This is a genomic window from Streptomyces varsoviensis, from assembly GCF_000718635.1.
GTDB classification, from domain to species: domain Bacteria; phylum Actinomycetota; class Actinomycetes; order Streptomycetales; family Streptomycetaceae; genus Streptomyces; species Streptomyces varsoviensis.
This window is the reverse complement of the sequence record NZ_JOBF01000035.1, coordinates 40299-57099: the sequence shown is the minus strand read 5'-3', so window position 1 is coordinate 57099 and position 16801 is coordinate 40299. Positions and strand designations below refer to the sequence as shown.

At 70.7% G+C, this 16801-nt stretch carries 12 protein-coding genes; 3 read left to right on the top strand and 9 right to left on the bottom strand.

The features are described 5' to 3' along the window. Positions 1–301 precede the first annotated feature (301 nt). From IF55_RS33460 to thyX, 3 genes are all read right to left on the bottom strand, one after another. The gene (locus tag IF55_RS33460) at positions 302–1987 is read right to left on the bottom strand and encodes a ribonuclease J (RefSeq protein WP_030890444.1); all 1686 of its coding nucleotides are present in this window, start codon (positions 1985–1987) and stop codon (positions 302–304) included. 105 nt (positions 1988–2092) lie between these two features. Then, positions 2093–2992, bottom strand: a complete 900-nt coding sequence (gene dapA, locus IF55_RS33455; protein ID WP_030890441.1) for a 4-hydroxy-tetrahydrodipicolinate synthase — start codon at positions 2990–2992, stop codon at positions 2093–2095. Positions 2993–3176: 184 nt separating this feature from the next. Beyond that, positions 3177–3917 carry an FAD-dependent thymidylate synthase gene (gene thyX, locus IF55_RS33450; RefSeq protein WP_030890438.1) on the bottom strand — a complete coding sequence of 247 codons (741 nt, stop codon included), beginning with the start codon at positions 3915–3917 and terminating at the stop codon, positions 3177–3179. 283 nt (positions 3918–4200) lie between these two features. On the opposite strand from thyX, the gene IF55_RS33445 reads away from it, so the two are divergent. Further along, entirely contained in the window at positions 4201–4443 is a 243-nt protein-coding gene (locus IF55_RS33445; protein WP_030890435.1) for a hypothetical protein, read from the top strand. A gap of 111 nt (positions 4444–4554) precedes the next feature. Continuing rightward, positions 4555–5106 (top strand): membrane protein, encoded by a 552-nt coding sequence (locus IF55_RS33440; protein ID WP_030890433.1) that lies wholly within the window; start codon positions 4555–4557, stop codon positions 5104–5106. Between the two features lie 65 nt (positions 5107–5171). Here IF55_RS33440 and IF55_RS33435 read toward each other — a convergent pair whose 3' ends face one another. From IF55_RS33435 to eccD, 6 genes are all read right to left on the bottom strand, one after another. Next, positions 5172–5624, bottom strand: a complete 453-nt coding sequence (locus IF55_RS33435; protein WP_030890430.1) for a tetratricopeptide repeat protein — start codon at positions 5622–5624, stop codon at positions 5172–5174. A gap of 4 nt (positions 5625–5628) precedes the next feature. Continuing rightward, positions 5629–6381 (bottom strand): 4-hydroxy-tetrahydrodipicolinate reductase, encoded by a 753-nt coding sequence (dapB, locus tag IF55_RS33430; protein ID WP_030890427.1) that lies wholly within the window; start codon positions 6379–6381, stop codon positions 5629–5631. A 96-nt stretch (positions 6382–6477) separates the two neighbouring features. Further along, entirely contained in the window at positions 6478–7857 is a 1380-nt protein-coding gene (locus IF55_RS33425; RefSeq protein ID WP_030890425.1) for a M16 family metallopeptidase, read from the bottom strand. Then, on the bottom strand, positions 7854–10073 hold the full coding sequence (locus IF55_RS33420; protein ID WP_030890422.1) for a polyribonucleotide nucleotidyltransferase: 2220 nt from the start codon (positions 10071–10073) through the stop codon (positions 7854–7856). Before IF55_RS33420 ends, IF55_RS33425 begins: the two co-directional genes overlap by 4 nt. 275 nt (positions 10074–10348) lie before the next feature. Further along, a complete protein-coding gene (gene rpsO / locus IF55_RS33415) occupies positions 10349–10636 on the bottom strand; it encodes a 30S ribosomal protein S15 (protein WP_006602744.1) in 288 nt (95 codons plus the stop codon). Positions 10637–10980: 344 nt separating this feature from the next. Further along, positions 10981–12450: a type VII secretion integral membrane protein EccD gene (eccD, locus tag IF55_RS33410; protein ID WP_030890415.1), complete on the bottom strand. Its 1470-nt coding sequence runs from the start codon at positions 12448–12450 to the stop codon at positions 10981–10983. Positions 12451–12696: 246 nt separating this feature from the next. Between eccD and IF55_RS33405 the strand changes: the two genes are divergently transcribed. Further along, a complete protein-coding gene (locus tag IF55_RS33405; RefSeq protein WP_030890412.1) occupies positions 12697–16650 on the top strand; it encodes a type VII secretion protein EccC in 3954 nt (1317 codons plus the stop codon). Positions 16651–16801 lie beyond the last annotated feature (151 nt).

Genomic DNA, 16801 nt, shown 5'->3' with positions numbered 1-16801 from the left:
CCTGATTTCCGCCGGTGCGTTTCGGCCTTTCGGCTTCTTCGCGTTTCCGACTCTACCAGATCCGTTTTCCGTTCCGTTTCCGGTCGGAATTCATCTCCGATCCCCGTCAGAAGGGGTTTGCCTTTCGGCTTTTCCGACTTTATCAGGTTTCCCTGGGCCGGATTTTCCACTCGCTATTCGGGACGGTCGGTCACACGTGAGTGATCGCGGTTCCCGCTGCGGTGGAGCCGTAAACGTACTGGACGGCCGCGCCCGGATGCAAATCGGCATCGGTGCGGCCGTCCAGGGAGTTGACGCGGCGTCAGACCTCGACGACGACGGGGAGGATCATGGGGCGACGGCGGTAGCTGTCGGAGACCCACTTGCCCAGCGTGCGGCGCACGAGCTGCTGGAGCTGGTGCGGCTCCGCGACGCCGTCGGAGCCCGCCTTGGCGATGGCTTCCTCGACCTTCGGGAGCACCGCCGCGAACGCGGAGTCCTCGATGCCGGAGCCCCGCGCCTGGATGTGCGGGCCGCCCACGACCTTGCCGGTGGTGCTGTCGACGACGACGAAGACGGAGATGATGCCCTCGTCGCCGAGGATGCGGCGGTCCTTGAGGGAGGACTCGGTGACGTCGCCGACCGAGAGGCCGTCCACGTACACGTATCCCGCCTGGACCTTGCCGACGATCCGCGCGGCGCCGTTCACCAGGTCGACGACGACGCCGTCCTCGGCGATGACGATGTGGTCCTTGCGGACGCCCGTGAGCGCGCCCAGTTCCGCGTTGGCCCGCAGGTGCCGCCATTCGCCGTGGACCGGCATCAGGTTGCGGGGCTTGCAGATGTTGTAGAAGTACAGCAGCTCGCCGGCCGAGGCGTGGCCGGAGACGTGCACCTTGGCGTTGCCCTTGTGGACGACGTTGGCGCCCCAGCGCGTCAGGCCGTTGATGACGCGGTAGACCGCGTTCTCGTTGCCCGGGATCAGCGAGGAGGCCAGGATGACGGTGTCGCCCTGGACGATGCGGATCTGGTGGTCGCGGTTGGCCATCCGGGACAGCGCGGCCATCGGCTCGCCCTGGGAGCCCGTACAGACGAGCACGACCTCGTCGTCCGGCAGGTCGTCGAGGGTCTTGACGTCGACGACGAGCCCGGCGGGGACCTTGAGGTAGCCGAGGTCGCGGGCGATGCCCATGTTGCGGACCATCGAGCGGCCCACGAAGGCGACCCGTCGCCCGTATTCGTGCGCGGCGTCGATGATCTGCTGAATGCGGTGCACGTGGCTGGCGAAGCTGGCCACGATGATGCGCTTGTCGGCGCTGGCGAAGACCTGGCGGATCACATTGGAGATGTCGCGCTCGGGCGGGACGAAGCCCGGCACCTCGGCGTTGGTGGAGTCCGAGAGCAGCAGGTCGATGCCCTCCTCGCCGAGCCGCGCGAACGCGGGCAGGTCGGTGAGGCGGCCGTCGAGCGGCAGTTGGTCCATCTTGAAGTCGCCGGTGTGCACCACCATGCCGGCCGGGGTGCGGATGGCGACCGCGAGGGCGTCCGGGATGGAGTGGTTGACCGAGACGAATTCGAGGTCGAAGGGGCCGACGCGCTCGCGGTGTCCCTCGGTGACCTCAAGGGTGTACGGGCGGATGCGGTGCTCCTGGAGCTTCGCCTCGATGAACGCGAGGGTCAGCTTGGAGCCGATGAGCGGGATGTCCGCCTTCTCGCGGAGCAGGTAGGGGACGGCACCGATGTGGTCCTCGTGCCCATGGGTGAGCACGATGCCGTCGATGTCGTCGAGACGGTCCCGGATGGACGTGAAGTCCGGCAGGATCAGGTCGATTCCGGGCTGCTCCTCCTCGGGGAAGAGCACCCCGCAGTCGACGATGAGCAGGCGGCCGCCGTACTCGAAGACCGTCATGTTGCGGCCGATTTCGCCGAGGCCGCCGAGCGGGGTGACGCGCAGGCCGCCCTCGGGCAGCTTCGGCGGCGGACCGAGTTCAGGGTGCGGATGACTCAAAAGACTCTCCTCACCACGCGCGCCACATGTCCCCCTGGGACACATGGCGCGCGTGACATTCGTGCACTTGCAGTTGTTGTCGGTGTTCAGTTGTGAAGTCTGTGGCTACAGCTGTACCCCGCCGGCGGCCAGATCTCGCTTGAGCTGCTCCGTCTCCTCCGGGGAGAGCTCGACGAGCGGCAGGCGCAGCGGGCCGGCGGGCAGGCCCTGGAGGGCGAGCGCGGCCTTGACGGTGATGACGCCCTGGGTGCGGAACATGCCGGTGAAGACCGGGAGCAGCTTCTGGTGGATCTCGACGGCCTTCTGGACGTCGCCGCCGGTGTGCGCCTCCAGCAGGGCGCGCAGCTCCGAGGGGACCACGTGGCCGACGACGGAGACGAATCCGACGGCGCCGACGGACAGCAGCGGCAGGTTCAGCATGTCGTCGCCGGAGTACCAGGCCAGTCGCGAGCGGGCGATGGCCCAGCTCGCGCGGCCGAGGTCGCCCTTGGCGTCCTTGTTGGCGACGATGCGCGGGTGCTCGGCCAGCCGGACGATCGTCTCGGTGTTGATCGGTACGCCGCTGCGGCCGGGGATGTCGTAGAGCATCACCGGCAGTTCGGTGGCGTCGGCGATGGCGGTGAAGTGCCGCAGGAGACCTTCCTGCGGGGGCTTGCTGTAGTAGGGCGTGACGGCCAGCAGTCCGTGGGCGCCCGCCTGTTCGGCGGCGCGGGCCAGCTCGACGCTGTGCCGGGTGTCGTTGGTGCCGGCCCCGCTGACGATGTGGGCCCGGTCGCCGACCGCTTCCACCACGGCCCGTACGAGCTGGGCTTTCTCCGCGTCGCTGGTGGTCGGGGACTCGCCCGTGGTGCCGTTGACGACGAGCCCGTCGTTGCCGGCGTCCACCAGATGGGTGGCGAGTCGCTGGGCGCCATCGAGGTCGAGCGCGCCGTCAGCGGTGAAGGGCGTGACCATCGCGGTCAGGACCCGCCCGAAGGGCGTCTGCGGTGTGGAGGTCGGAGCCATGGGGCCCACGCTACTCGTTGCTCACCGTGAGGTGCTCCCTTGGGGAGTGCGATATGGATCCCGGCGCTGCCTGCTCGGGGGTTCAGGCAGCGCCGAGTCCGTATGTCAGCCTAGATGAAGGTAACGAAATGCCGCAATCTGGACACTTCTCGCACTAGCCCGCACACCTGTGCATGTGCTGGCACTACGGGGCGATCCGCCCGTTCTTGTTGTACGCCGCGTGTGTGAGCGGCATGAGCTTGGCCCACGCCTCCTCCATCTGCTCGCCGACCATCTCGATCTCGCGCTGCGGGAAGGACGGGACGGTCGCCGCCTCGTGCTGGGTGCGCAGCCCGAGGAAGTGCATCAGGGAGCGGGCGTTGCACGTCGCGTACATCGAGGAGTAGAGGCCGACCGGAAGGACCGTGCGCGCCACCTCGCGCGCCACGCCCGCGGCCAGCATCTCCTGGTACGCCTCGTAGGACGCGCGGTAGGAGTCCTCCATCACGCGGCCCGTCAGCTCGTGCTGCGCCCGCGTGCCCTCCACGAAGACGTACTTGCCGGGGCGGCCCTCCTGGACCAGCTTGCGGGACTCCCCCGGCACGTAGAACACCGGCTGCAGCTCGCGGTAGCGGCCGGACTCCTCGTTGTACGACCAGCCGGCGCGGTGCCGCATGAACTCGCGGAAGACGAAGATCGGGGCGCTGATGAAGAAGGTCATCGAGTTGTGCTCGAACGGGCTGCCGTGGCGGTCCCGCATCAGGAAGTTGATGAGCCCCTTGGAGCGCTCCGGGTCCTTGGTGATCTCCTCCAGGGACTGCTCGCCGGCGGTGGAGACGCGGGCGGCGAACAGCACGTCGGAGTCGGCGGCGCTGTGCTTGACCAGCTCGACGGTGACATCGCTGCGGAAGCTGGGTGCGGCGCTCTCGGTGGGGGTGTCGCTCACCGGCGGGGGTCCTTCCAATCGCATGGTTCGGGCGGCGCCCAGCCTACGGGCCACCACTGACAAGCCCGCCCCGCCGAGCCGCTCGGCGCCCCGGCCGCCACGGGACCCGGCGCTCCGCCCACGCGTCCCCTTCCCTCGCGCCCGTATGGGGCGTGGCTTTCGGAAGCGCGCGGATCGGGAGTTGATATTTTTCACAGAAAGTTGCCGAAAACGGGCACCAAAACGGACCGGCGTTCGTCTGTATGTGTGAGTGCCCACTACGAGGTTCCTAGGAGAGCCCTTCATGTTCCGCCGGCGAGAGCCCGTGCCGTTCGCCTTCGTCGCCGAAGCCGAGCGTTACCGCAGCAACATCACGCCGCCGCCCCGAGAACGCCCGAGCCGGACGCAGCTCGCCGGACGTGTCCTGATCGGTCTGACCGTCACGACAGGTCTGGTCGGCGCGCTGCTGTTCGGGATGCCCTCGCTCCAGCCCGGGGCGCAGAGCCCTCAGCACGCCCAGCGGTCCGAGGCGTCGACCGGCCGCTGATCGGGCGTTCCACGGGCCCGAACCGCCCCCCTGGGGTGGTCCGGGCCCGTTCGCATGGATAACCTCACCGAGCACAGCCCATTCGAGTGTGCTTGTGAGTGAGGACAAGTTGTGCCCCTGCCCTTCCTGACAGCCGAACGCGACGACGAGATCGCGGCCGCTGTCCCCCTCCCCTTCGAAGACCGGGAGCGCTGGCGCCGCCCGTACCGGCCGGGCCCCTGGCGGGTCGGCGGCGCGGCGCTGCTGTTGCTGCTCTCCTCGTACATCCTCTTCTCCGCCGTGGTCATCGCCGCCGCCGGTTCGCTGACCGGCGCGGGCATCTGCCTGGGGGTGGCGGTGCTGGTGATCGGCTTCGCCGTCCAGTTGGTCCGGGTCGGCGTCTGGGTGAGCGCCGAGGGGCTGCGCCAGACCGGCCTCTTCACCTCGCTGACCGTGCGGTGGCAGGACGTCGCGTCCGTACGGACCGTGCAGCAGCCCGTGCGGTGGCTGGGGCTGCCGCGTACGGTGCAGGGCCAGGCCCTGGTCGTGGGGCGGCGGACCGGTGAGCCGGTGCGTACGGTGCTCACCGACCACAACGGCGACTTCCTCTCCCGCGCCGAGGCCTTCGACATGGCGGCCGACGCCATCGAGGGGTGGGCGGCGCGGTACAGCGGACGCCCGTAGGCGCTCATAGCGGAGGCCGCCGGACGGAACAGCGTTCCGTCCGGCGGCCTCTGTCTACGCCCGTATCAGGCCCGTACGGCCTTGCCGTCGTGCAGGGCGATGGCGCGCTGCATGGCCTTGCGGGCGCGCGGGGTGTCGCGGGCGTCGTGGTAGGCGACCGCGAGGCGGAACCAGGAGCGCCAGTCGCCGGGGGCCTCCTCGGTCTCGGCCTGCCGCCGGGCGAAGACCGCGTCCGCGGAGTCGCGGTCGATACGGCCGCCGGGGGTCCGTACGAGCTCGTCGACCGGCAGCCCGCCCTCGGCCTCCAGCTCCCGGGCGAGCCGGCCCGCGTCGCGCGCGAACTTGGTGGTGTGCCACAGGAACCAGGCGCCGATGAACGGCAGGATGAGCACGGCGACGCCGAAGACGACGGTCACCGCGGTGCCCTGCTCGATGAGCAGCACGCCGCGGCTGCCGACCAGGACGAAGTAGACGACCAGGACGGCGGCCAGGGCGAAGTAGACGATCTTTGCGCGCACGGTGTCAGCCCAGGTCCAGGAAGTGTTCCAGGCCGAAGGTCAGCCCCGGGGCGTCGACGACGCGGCGCGCGCCCAGCAGGATGCCCGGCATGAAGCTGCTGTGGTGCAGCGAGTCGTGCCGGATGGTGAGCGTCTCCCCCGTGTCGCCGAGGAGGACCTCCTGGTGGGCGAGGAGGCCGCGCAGGCGGACGGAGTGCACGGGGATGCCGTCCACGTCCGCGCCGCGCGCGCCGTCCAGCGCGGTGGCCGTCGCGTCGGGCTGCGGCGCGCATCCGGCCTCGGCGCGGGCGGCCGCGATGAGCTGGGCGGTGCGGGTGGCGGTGCCGGACGGGGCGTCGGCCTTGTTGGGGTGGTGCAGCTCGATGACCTCGACCGACTCGAAGTAGCGGGCTGCCTGCTGGGCGAACCGCATGGTCAGCACGGCGCCGATGGAGAAGTTCGGCGCGATGAGCACGCCGGTCCCTGGTGCGGCGTCGAGCCAGCCCCGCAGCTCGGTGAGGCGGTCGTCGGTCCAGCCCGTGGTGCCGACGACGCCGTGGATGCCGTTGCGGACGCAGAATTCGAGGTTGCCCATGGCGGAGTCCGGGCGGGTCAGCTCGACGGCGACCTGGGCGCCGGCGTCGGTCAGCGCGTCCAGGCTGTCGCCCCGGCCCAGCGCCGCCACCAGTTCCATGTCGTCGGCGGCGTCCACCGCTCGTACGGCCTCGGAGCCGATACGGCCCTTGGCGCCGATGACTGCCACGCGCAGCTTGCTCATCGTGCTCGCTTCCTTCGACTTCGGCTGATGGTGATCCGATCGGGTGATCGGTGTACGGGCCCGGCGGCGGCCGGCCGGCAGGGATCGGCCGGCCGGTCAGGCGACGACATCGTGCAGGCGGGCCGCCTGCTTGTCCTTCAGCGGGCCGATGACGGACAGCGAGGGCCGCCGGGTCAGGACATCGCGGGCGACCGCGCGGACATCGTCCGGGGTGACGGCCGAGATGCGCGCCAGCATGTCGTCGACGGACATCTGCTCGCCCCAGCACAGCTCGCTCTTGCCGATGCGGTTCATCAGCGCGCCGGTGTCCTCCAGGCCGAGCACGGTGGAGCCTGCGAGCTGGCCGATGGCGCGGCCGACCTCCTCGTCGTCGAGGCCCCGCTCCGCGACCTGGTCGAGCTGGTCGCGGCAGAGCTTCAAGACGTCGTGGACCTGGTTGGGCCGGCAGCCCGCGTAGACGCCGAAGAGGCCGCAGTCGGCGAAGCCGGAGGTGTAGGAGTAGACGGAGTACGCCAGTCCGCGCTTCTCCCGGATCTCCTGGAAGAGCCGGGAGCTCATGCCGCCGCCGAGGGCGGTGTTGAGCACGCCGAGCGCCCAGCGCCGGTCGTCCGTACGGGCCAGGCCCGGCATGCCGAGGACGATGTGCGCCTGCTCGGTGCGGCGGTCGAGCACCTCGACGCGGCCGGCGGTGCGCAGCGTGCGGGCGCCGTCGCGCGGGGCGATCGGCGTCGCGTCCGTACGGGTGAGGGCGCCGGCCCGTTCGAAGGCGCGGCGGACCTGGCGTACGACCTTGGCGTGGTCGACGTTGCCCGCGGCGGCCACGACCAGGTGCGTCGGGTCGTAGTGCTTCTTGTAGAAGCGGGCGATGCGGTCGCGGGTCAGCGCGTTGACCGTGTCGACGGTGCCGAGGACGGGGCGGCCCAGCGGGGTGTCGCCGAGCATGGTCTCCGCGAAGAGGTCGTGCACGCAGTCGCCCGGGTCGTCCTCGGTCATCGCGATCTCTTCGAGGATGACGCCGCGCTCGGCCTCGACGTCCTCGGGCTTGATCAGCGAGCCGGTGAGCATGTCGCAGACCACGTCGATGGCGAGCGGCAGATCGGTGTCGAGCACCCGCGCGTAGTAGCAGGTGTACTCCTTCGCCGTGAAGGCGTTCATCTCGCCGCCGACCGCGTCGATGGCGGCGGAGATGTCGAGGGCGCTGCGTCGCTCGGTGCCCTTGAAGAGCAGGTGTTCCAGGTAGTGCGTGGCGCCGTTGAGGGAGGGCGTCTCGTCGCGGGAGCCGACGTGCGCCCAGATGCCGAAGGTCGCGGAGCGTACGGACGGCAGGGTCTCGGTGACGACGCGCAGGCCGCCCGGGAGGGTGGTCTTGCGGACCGTGCCGACGCCGTTCTCGCCCTGGAGAAGCGTTTGGGTACGGGCGACGGCCCGCCCCTCCGTGGAGGGGCGGGCCGTCGCCTGTGAGCTACGGGACGTCACTTGGCGGCGTCGTCCTTCTGCTCGGCGGCGTTCTCGTCGTCCTCGATCACGGGGATCAGGGAGAGCTTGCCGCGCTGGTCGATCTCGGCGATCTCGACCTGCACCTTGGCGCCGACCGCGAGCACGTCCTCGACGTTCTCCACGCGCTTGCCGCCGGCGAGCTTGCGGATCTGCGAGATGTGCAGCAGGCCGTCCTTGCCGGGCATGAGGGAGACGAAGGCGCCGAAGGTGGTGGTCTTGACGACCGTACCCAGGTAGCGCTCGCCGACCTCCGGCATGGTCGGGTTGGCGATCGAGTTGATCGTGGAGCGGGCGGCCTCGGCGGCCGGGCCGTCGGCGGCGCCGATGTAGATGGTGCCGTCGTCCTCGATCGTGATGTCGGCGCCGGTGTCCTCCTGGATCTGGTTGATCATCTTGCCCTTGGGGCCGATGACCTCGCCGATCTTGTCCACGGGGATCTTGACGGTGATGATCCGCGGGGCGTTCGGGGACATCTCGTCCGGGACGTCGATGGCCTCGTTCATGACGTCCAGGATGTGCAGCCGCGCGTCGCGGGCCTGCTTCAGCGCGGCGGCCAGGACCGAGGCGGGGATGCCGTCGAGCTTGGTGTCGAGCTGGAGCGCGGTCACGAACTGCTTGGTGCCGGCGACCTTGAAGTCCATGTCGCCGAAGGCGTCCTCCGCACCGAGGATGTCGGTGAGGGTGACGTAGTGCGTCTCGCCGTCGATCTCCTGCGAGATCAGGCCCATGGCGATGCCGGCGACGGCGGCCTTGAGCGGCACACCGGCGTTCAGCAGGGACATGGTGGAGGCGCAGACCGAGCCCATGGACGTGGAGCCGTTGGAGCCCAGCGCCTCGGAGACCTGGCGGATCGCGTACGGGAACTCCTCGCGCGTCGGCAGCACCGGCACCAGCGCGCGCTCGGCGAGCGCGCCGTGGCCGATCTCGCGGCGCTTCGGCGAGCCGACGCGGCCGGTCTCACCGGTGGAGTACGGCGGGAAGTTGTAGTTGTGCATGTAGCGCTTGCGCGTCACCGGGGAGAGGGTGTCGAGCTGCTGCTCCATGCGGAGCATGTTCAGCGTGGTGACGCCCAGGATCTGGGTCTCGCCGCGCTCGAACAGCGCGGAGCCGTGCACCCGCGGGATGGCCTCGACCTCGGCGGCGAGCGTACGGATGTCCGTGACGCCGCGGCCGTCGATGCGCTTCTTCTCCTTGATGACGCGCTCGCGGACCAGGGTCTTGGTCAGCGAGCGGTACGCGGCGGAGATCTCCTTCTCGCGGCCCTCGAACTGCGGGAGCAGCTTCTCGGCGGCCAGCGCCTTGACGCGGTCCAGCTCGGCCTCGCGCTCCTGCTTCCCGGCGATGGTCAGCGCCTGCGCCAGCTCGCCGCGGACGGCGGCGGTCAGCGCCTCCAGGACGTCGTCCTGGTAGTCGAGGAAGATCGGGAACTCGCCGGTCGGCTTCGCGGCCTTGGCGGCGAGGTCGGACTGGGCCTTGCAGAGCGCCTTGATGAAGGGCTTCGCGGCCTCCAGGCCGGCGGCGACGACCTCCTCGGTGGGCGCCTCGGCGCCGTCCCGCACGAGCTGGATGGTCTTCTCGGTGGCCTCGGCCTCGACCATCATGATCGCGACGTCGCCGTCGTCCAGGACGCGGCCGGCGACGACCATGTCGAAGACGGCGTCCTCCAGCTCGCTGTGGGTCGGGAACGCCACCCACTGGTTCTTGATCAGCGCGACGCGGGTGCCGCCGATCGGGCCAGAGAAGGGCAGGCCCGCGAGCTGCGTGGAGCAGGAGGCGGCGTTGATCGCGATCACGTCGTAGATGTGATCGGGGTTGAGCGCCATGATCGTCTCGACGATCTGGATCTCGTTGCGCAGCCCCTTCTGGAAGGACGGGCGCAGCGGCCGGTCGATGAGGCGGCAGGTGAGGATCGCGTCCTCGGAGGGCCGGCCCTCGCGGCGGAAGAAGGAGCCGGGGATCTTGCCGGCCGAGTACATGCGCTCTTCGACGTCGACCGTCAGGGGGAAGAAGTCCAACTGGTCCTTGGGCTTCTTCGAGGCGGTGGTGGCCGACAGCACCATGGTGTCGTCGTCCAGGTAGGCCACGGCGGAGCCGGCGGCCTGACGGGCCAGGCGGCCCGTCTCGAAGCGGATGGTGCGGGTGCCGAAGGTGCCGTTGTCGATGACGGCCTCGGCGTAGTGGGTCTCGTTCTCCACCAGGGTTATCTCCTCGTCTGCGTCCCGGCGCCCGTGTGGCGCGGGACGGTGGTGGAGGGCGTCCTCCGTGCGGGGCCGGTCTTCGATCGAAGCACCCGGGGTTCGGTGATCCGGGGGCCACTACCGAGGACCGGCGGCGAGCGGGACGCTCCTCCTCATTCGCTATGCGATTTTCGTCATTCCGTTGTGGGACCAGACTACAAAGCTTCCGCTTCCCACGAGATACGCAAAGGGAGCGGCCCCCATTCGGTGGGAACCGCTCCCTTCACGACGGCTTACTTGGCGCCGGCCGCACCGCGACGGATGCCGAGGCGCTCCACCAGCGCGCGGAAGCGCGTGATGTCCTTCTTCGCCAGGTACTGCAGCAGCCGGCGGCGCTGGCCCACCAGCAGCAGCAGACCACGGCGGGAGTGGTGGTCGTGCTTGTGGGTCTTGAGGTGCTCGGTCAGGTCCGAGATGCGGCGGGAGAGCATCGCGACCTGGACCTCGGGGGAACCGGTGTCACCCTCCTTGGTCGCGAACTCGGCCATGATCTGCTTCTTCGTAGCGGCGTCGAGCGACACGCGGTACTCCTCAAATTCTGTATTCAGCCACCGAGTGCCCCTGGTCTCGATCGCAGGGGAGCTTCCATGACTCGGGAGGCGGGGTCCGCTGGGCGCTGTCCCCAGAGTGCTCCGGGGGCGCGTACACAAACGGCCGCCACCCACAGTACCAGCCGGACCCGGGGCCCCTCCCCCGCGGTCCGGCCGGCCCTTGGATGATCGGACGCGGCCGGCTCTGGAACGGTCCGGGCGGCCGGTTCTGGGACGGCCCGGGCGGCCCGGCCGTGGATCGGCCCGGGCGGCCGGCCCTGGATCGGTCGTGGCGGCCGGCCCTGGATCGGTCGTGGCGGCCGGCTCTGGAACGGTCAGCTCCCGGCGAGGCCGCGCGCCGAGGCGTACACGTCGAGCACCGCGAGGCACAGCGGTACGAGCGCGAGCAGCAGGGCGCTCTCCGCGATGTCGGACAGCCGGCCCCAGAAGGGCGAGAGCCCCTTCTTCGGGATGATCAGCGCGATGCCGATGATCAGGGCGGCGCCGGCGGTGACGGCCGCGGCGAGCCAGACCGTACGGATGTCCAGCGGGCCGTGGTCGTGCTCGGTGAGCAGCTTGAGGACGGCGTCGGCCGGCGGGTTCAGGGACAGTCCCAGCACGAGCAGGGCGAGGGCGGCGAGGCCCGCGCCGAGCACCGCGGCGACCTGGGCGGTGTAGCGGAAGAGCCGGGCGCGCAGCAGCATCGCGAGGCCCGCGGCGAGGGCCAGCAGTTGCCCCCAGAGGTCGGCGGAGAAGCCGAGGACGGCCGCGGCCCCCACCACGACGGCGGAGCAGCCGCCGACGAGGCCGAGCAGCATCTCGTGGCCGCGGCGGGCCTGGGCCGCGATGCGGTCGGCGTCGACGGGCTCCGCGGGGGCGCCGCCCGGCGTGGCGTCGAGGTCGTCGGCGGCCGCGGAGCGGGGCGCGGCATAGCCGATCGGCAGCCGGGCGACGCGGGCGGAGAGGCCGGGCAGGAAGGCGATGGCGCCGATCGCGACGACGGCGCAGACGGCGGCGGTGCCGGTGACGTCGGCCTCGGTGAGGATCGCGCAGAAGGTGGCGAGGGTGCCGACGGTCGCGGCGAAGACGGTGGCGACGAAGGGGGCGTCGCCGGTGGGCATGGCGGCGACGAGGGCGACGGAGGCCACGAGGACGGTGACGCAGCCGAGCAGGAACTGGAGGCGGCCGATGCCCTCGCCGGCGGCGGGCGCCAGGATTCCGGAGCCCGCGATCATGAGGTGCGGCAGGGCGGCGAGCCCGAGGGCGATGGCCGAGTACCGGTCGCCGTAGATCCGCGCCCGTACGCCCGCGAGCGCGACCAGCAGGACGCCGACGGCGGCGGCGATCACGCCGGGCAGGCCGTGCATGTCGTGCCGGACGGGGTCGGCGAACCAGAGCACGAAGCCCATCAGGACGAGCAGCAGGGAGCCGCCGAACAGGCCGCAGACGCGCAGCAGTTGGTCGTTCCACAGGGTGCGGTCGCGGGTGACGGCGGAGGCCACGGCGTCGGACACGTCGTCGTAGACGGCGGGCGGCAGGGACTCGGCGAAGGGCCGCAGCGAGAGGAGTTCGCCGTCGAGGATCCGCTGGGCGACCAGGGAGCGGGAGCTGTCGAGGACGGCGCCGTCGCGGCGTACCAGGTGGTAGCCGGTGGGCTCGCCGGCGGCCTGGGTCTGGCCGGTGAGCCGGAGGATCTCCGGGTAGACGTCGGCGACCGCGATGTCCTCCGGGAGTGCGACATCGATCCGGCTGTCGGGGGCGACGACGGTCACCCTGCAGAAGCCGGTCGTAGCGGACGTACTCACGTTAAAGGCCCCCTGAATCGCTCTGCTCGGTGCGCTCGTGCATTCGGCGTGCTTCCGCGTGCGGCTGCGTAATGCTGCGTATGGCTGTTTCCGCATCCGGCTTCGCTCGTGCGTACGCGCGGCGGCCACCCTACCGGGGCCGGTGTCGGACCCCATCGGTAGGATCGCCGTCTCGCGGAGGGAGGCCGTCGCCACGGGGGCGCCGGACTGGAACTGTCCTTTTGCGTGATGGGGGTTGAAGGACCGTTGAGCCAGGTCGTCGTCAAGCGCCAACCGCGGGTCCTGCCGCCCGAGGTGCCGAGCGAGGAACTCCGCCTCGAATCGCCCCCGGAGCTGCCGCGCGGCCAGCAGGACGGCGTGCTGATGCAGCTCCTGCCCACGCTCGGCATGGCCTCGTCGATGGTCTATTTCTTCATGCCGGGCGCCGCGCCGATGATGAAGATCATGGGCGTCATGATGATGTTCTCGACGCTCGGCATGACCATCGCGATGTTCATGCGGCACCGTCAGGGCTCACAGGGGCAGATGGCGGACATGCGCCGCGACTACCTCAAATACCTCGCGCAGACGCGCCGGACCGTGCGCAAGACGGCGCGGGCGCAGCGCGACGCGCAGTTCTATCTGCACCCCTCCCCCGACCAGCTCTGGGCCGTGGTCGCCGAGGGCAGCCGCGTGTGGGAGCGGCGGATGAGCGACAACGACTTCGGGCAGGCCCGGCTCGGGCTCGGCTCGCAGCAGCTCGCGACGCCGCTGGTGGCGCCGGAGACCGCGCCCGTCGACGAGCTGGAGCCGCTGACGGCGGGGGCCATGCAGCACTTCCTGGCGGTCCACGGATCGCTGGACGGGATGCCGATGGCGGTCTCGCTGCGCGCCTTCTACCACGTGACGCTGTCGGGCGACCCGGAGACCGTGCATGGGGCGGCGCGTTCGCTGGTGGCCCAGCTCGCCACGCTGCACTCGCCGGACGACCTGGTGATCGCGGTGGTGGCGGCGCGCGGCGCGGCCTCGTACTGGGAGTGGACGAAGTGGCTGCCGCACGTCCAGCTCGCCGGGGCGGTGGACGGCGCGGGCTCCCGGCGGCTGATCAGCGACGACCTGAGCGAGCTGGAGGAGCTGCTGAAGCCGCGCCTGGAGGGGCGTACGCGCTTCAGCCGGGACGGGCAGCCGCTGCTGGACCAGCCGCAGGTGCTGCTGATACTGGACGGCGCGATGGTGCCGCCGGACTCGGCGTTCGCGGCGCAGGAGGGGCTCCAGGGCGTCACGATCGTCGAGGTGGTGGCGGGCGAGCTGGACGAGCTGCGCGGCGGGCTGTCGGTGGTCGTGCGGCCGGACCGGTTGCAGTTGCTGTCGCAGGTCGCCGTGTACGAGGGGGTGCCGGACACGCTGTCGATGGAGGCGGCGGACGCGCTCGCGCGGCAGCTCGCGCCGCTGCGCGTGGGGGGCGGCGGCGACGATGACGAGCCGCTGCTGGCCAATCTCGACTTCACGGAGCTGCTCGGGCTCGGCGACGCCGGGTCGGTCGACGTCTCGCGCACCTGGCGGCCGCGGACGCTCGCGGAGCGGCTGCGGGTGCCGATCGGCGTCGGCGAGGACGGCGCGCCGGTCATGCTGGACCTGAAGGAGGCGGCGCAGGAGGGCATGGGCCCGCACGGGCTGTGCGTCGGCGCGACGGGTTCCGGCAAGTCGGAGCTGCTGCGCACGCTGGTGCTGGGCCTGGCCGTGACGCACACGTCGGAGACGCTGAACTTCGTCCTCGCCGACTTCAAGGGCGGCGCGACGTTCACCGGCATGTCGCAGTTGCCGCACGTCGCGGCCGTCATCACCAACCTGGCGGACGACCTGACGCTGGTCGACCGGATGCGCGACTCCATCACGGGCGAGCTGCAGCGCCGCCAGGAGCTGCTGCGCGCGGCGGGCAACTACGCCAACATGCACGACTACGAGAAGGCGCGGGCCGCGGGCGCCCCCCTGGAGCCGCTGGCTTCACTCGTTCTGGTGATCGACGAGTTCAGCGAGCTGTTGACGGCGAAGCCGGACTTCATCGAGATGTTCATCCAGATCGGCCGCATCGGCCGCTCGCTCGGCGTCCACCTGCTGCTCGCCTCGCAGCGGCTGGAGGAGGGCCGGCTCCGCGGGCTGGAGACCTACCTCTCGTACCGCATCGGTCTGCGCACCTTCTCCGCGGCGGAGTCCCGTACGGCGCTCGGCGTCCCGGACGCGTACCACCTCCCCTCGGTGCCGGGCTCCGGCTATCTGAAGTTCGGTACGGACGAGATGACGCGCTTCAAGGCCGCGTACGTCTCCGGTACGTACCGCACGGGCACCGCCGACCTCGGCGGCGCGCCGCTGCCCATCGAGCGCCGGCCCGTCCTGTTCACCGCGGCCCCGGTCCCGGTGACGTACACCGCCCCCGACCCGATCGCGCCGCCGGCCCCCGTCACCGGCGACGACGACGCGCTGGCCGACACCGTCCTCGACGTGATCGTGCGCCGCCTGGAGGGCCAGGGCGCCCCCGCCCACCAGGTCTGGCTGCCGCCGTTGGAGGAGGCGCCGTCCCTGGACCAACTGCTGCCGGGGCTCGCGCCCATGGAGGGCCGCGGCCTGACCTGCGCGGACTACCCGCGCCTCGGCGGCCTCGTCGTGCCGCTCGGCCTGATCGACAAGCCCTTCGAGCAGCGCCGCGACATCCTCTACCGCGACTTCTCGGGCGCGGCCGGCCACATGCTCGTCGTCGGCGGCCCGCAGTCCGGCAAGTCGACGCTCATGCGCACGCTCATCTCGTCCTTCGCGCTCACCCACACCCCGGCCGAAGTGCAGTTCTACGGGCTCGACTTCGGCGGCGGCGGCATGAGCGCCATCGCCGACCTGCCGCACGTCGGCGGCATCGCCTCCCGCCTCGACCCGGAGAAGGTGCGCCGCACGGTCGCGGAAGTCTCGGGCGTACTCGCGCGGCGCGAGGAGTACTTCCGCGCCCAGAACATCGACTCCATCGCCACGTACCGCCGCCAGCGCGCGGCCGGACACCACGCCGACCAAGGATGGGGAGACGTCTTCCTCATCGTCGACGGCTGGGGCAACTTCAAGCAGGAGTACGAGATGCTGGAGGCGATCGTCACCGACATCGCCGGCCGGGGCCTCGGCTACGGCGTGCACGTCATCGTGACCGCCTCCCGCAACATGGAGGTGCGCGCCTCCCTCAAGGACCAGCTCCTCAACCGCCTCGAACTGCGCCTCGGCGACACCATGGACTCCGAGTTCGACCGCAAGGTCGCGGCGAACGTCCCCGCGGGCGTGCCCGGCCGCGGCCAACTCCCCGAGAAACTGCACTTCATGGGCGCACAGCCGCGCATCGACGGCGGCAGCGACCCGGACGCCATGACGGACGCGAGCACCGAGATGATCCGCGCCGTCGACGCCGCCTGGTCCGGCCCGCACGCCCCGGGCGTCCGCCTGCTCCCCCGCAGGCTCCGCGCCGACGACCTCCCGAAGGGCTTCGAATACCCGCAGCACGGCGTCGCCATCGGCATCGACGAGACCAATCTCGAACCGGTCTTCGTCGACTTCGAGACCGACCCCTTCTTCCTCGTCTTCGGCGAGAGCGAATCCGGGAAGACCGCGCTGCTGCGCCTCCTCGCCAAGCAGATCACCGAGCGGTACGGCCCCGACGAGGCGAAGATCGTCGTCGGCGACTACCGCCGCTCGCTCCTCGATGTCATTCCGGAGTCGCACCTCCTGGAGTACGCGCCGATCGCCTCCGCCCTCACCGTCCACGCCGGCGCCATGAACGGCCTGATGGAACGCCGCGCCCCGCAGCCGGACATCACCCCGCAGCAGCTCCGCGACCGGAGCTGGTGGACGGGCCCGCAGTTCTTCGTCATCGTCGACGACTACGAACTCGTCTCCACCAGCAGCGGCAACCCCCTCGCCGTCCTCACGGAGAACCTCCCCTTCGCCCGCGACGTCGGCATCCGCTTCATCATCGCCCGCAGCACCGCCGGCGCCTCCCGCTCCATGTACGAGTCCTTCATGCAACGCATCAAGGAACTCGGCGCCCAGGGCATCGTCCTCTCCGGCGACCCCGCCGAAGGCGACCTCCTCGGCGGCGTCCGCCCCCGCCCCATGCCCCCGGGCCGCGGCTTCTTCGTCTCCCGCAAGCGGGGCACCCCCCTGGTACAGGTGGGGTGGCTGCCGGAACAGTGAGGGGCGGGGGCGGGTGCTCGCGGGGGCACGACTCACCGTGTCTCCTTGGTAGCCTTGCGTGCCGGTAGCCATCCAATGACTGCTGCACGCACAACTGGCTTACAGCAAGGCTGACTTGAATGAGGGCCGGGGGAAATGACTTTTAAGGCCG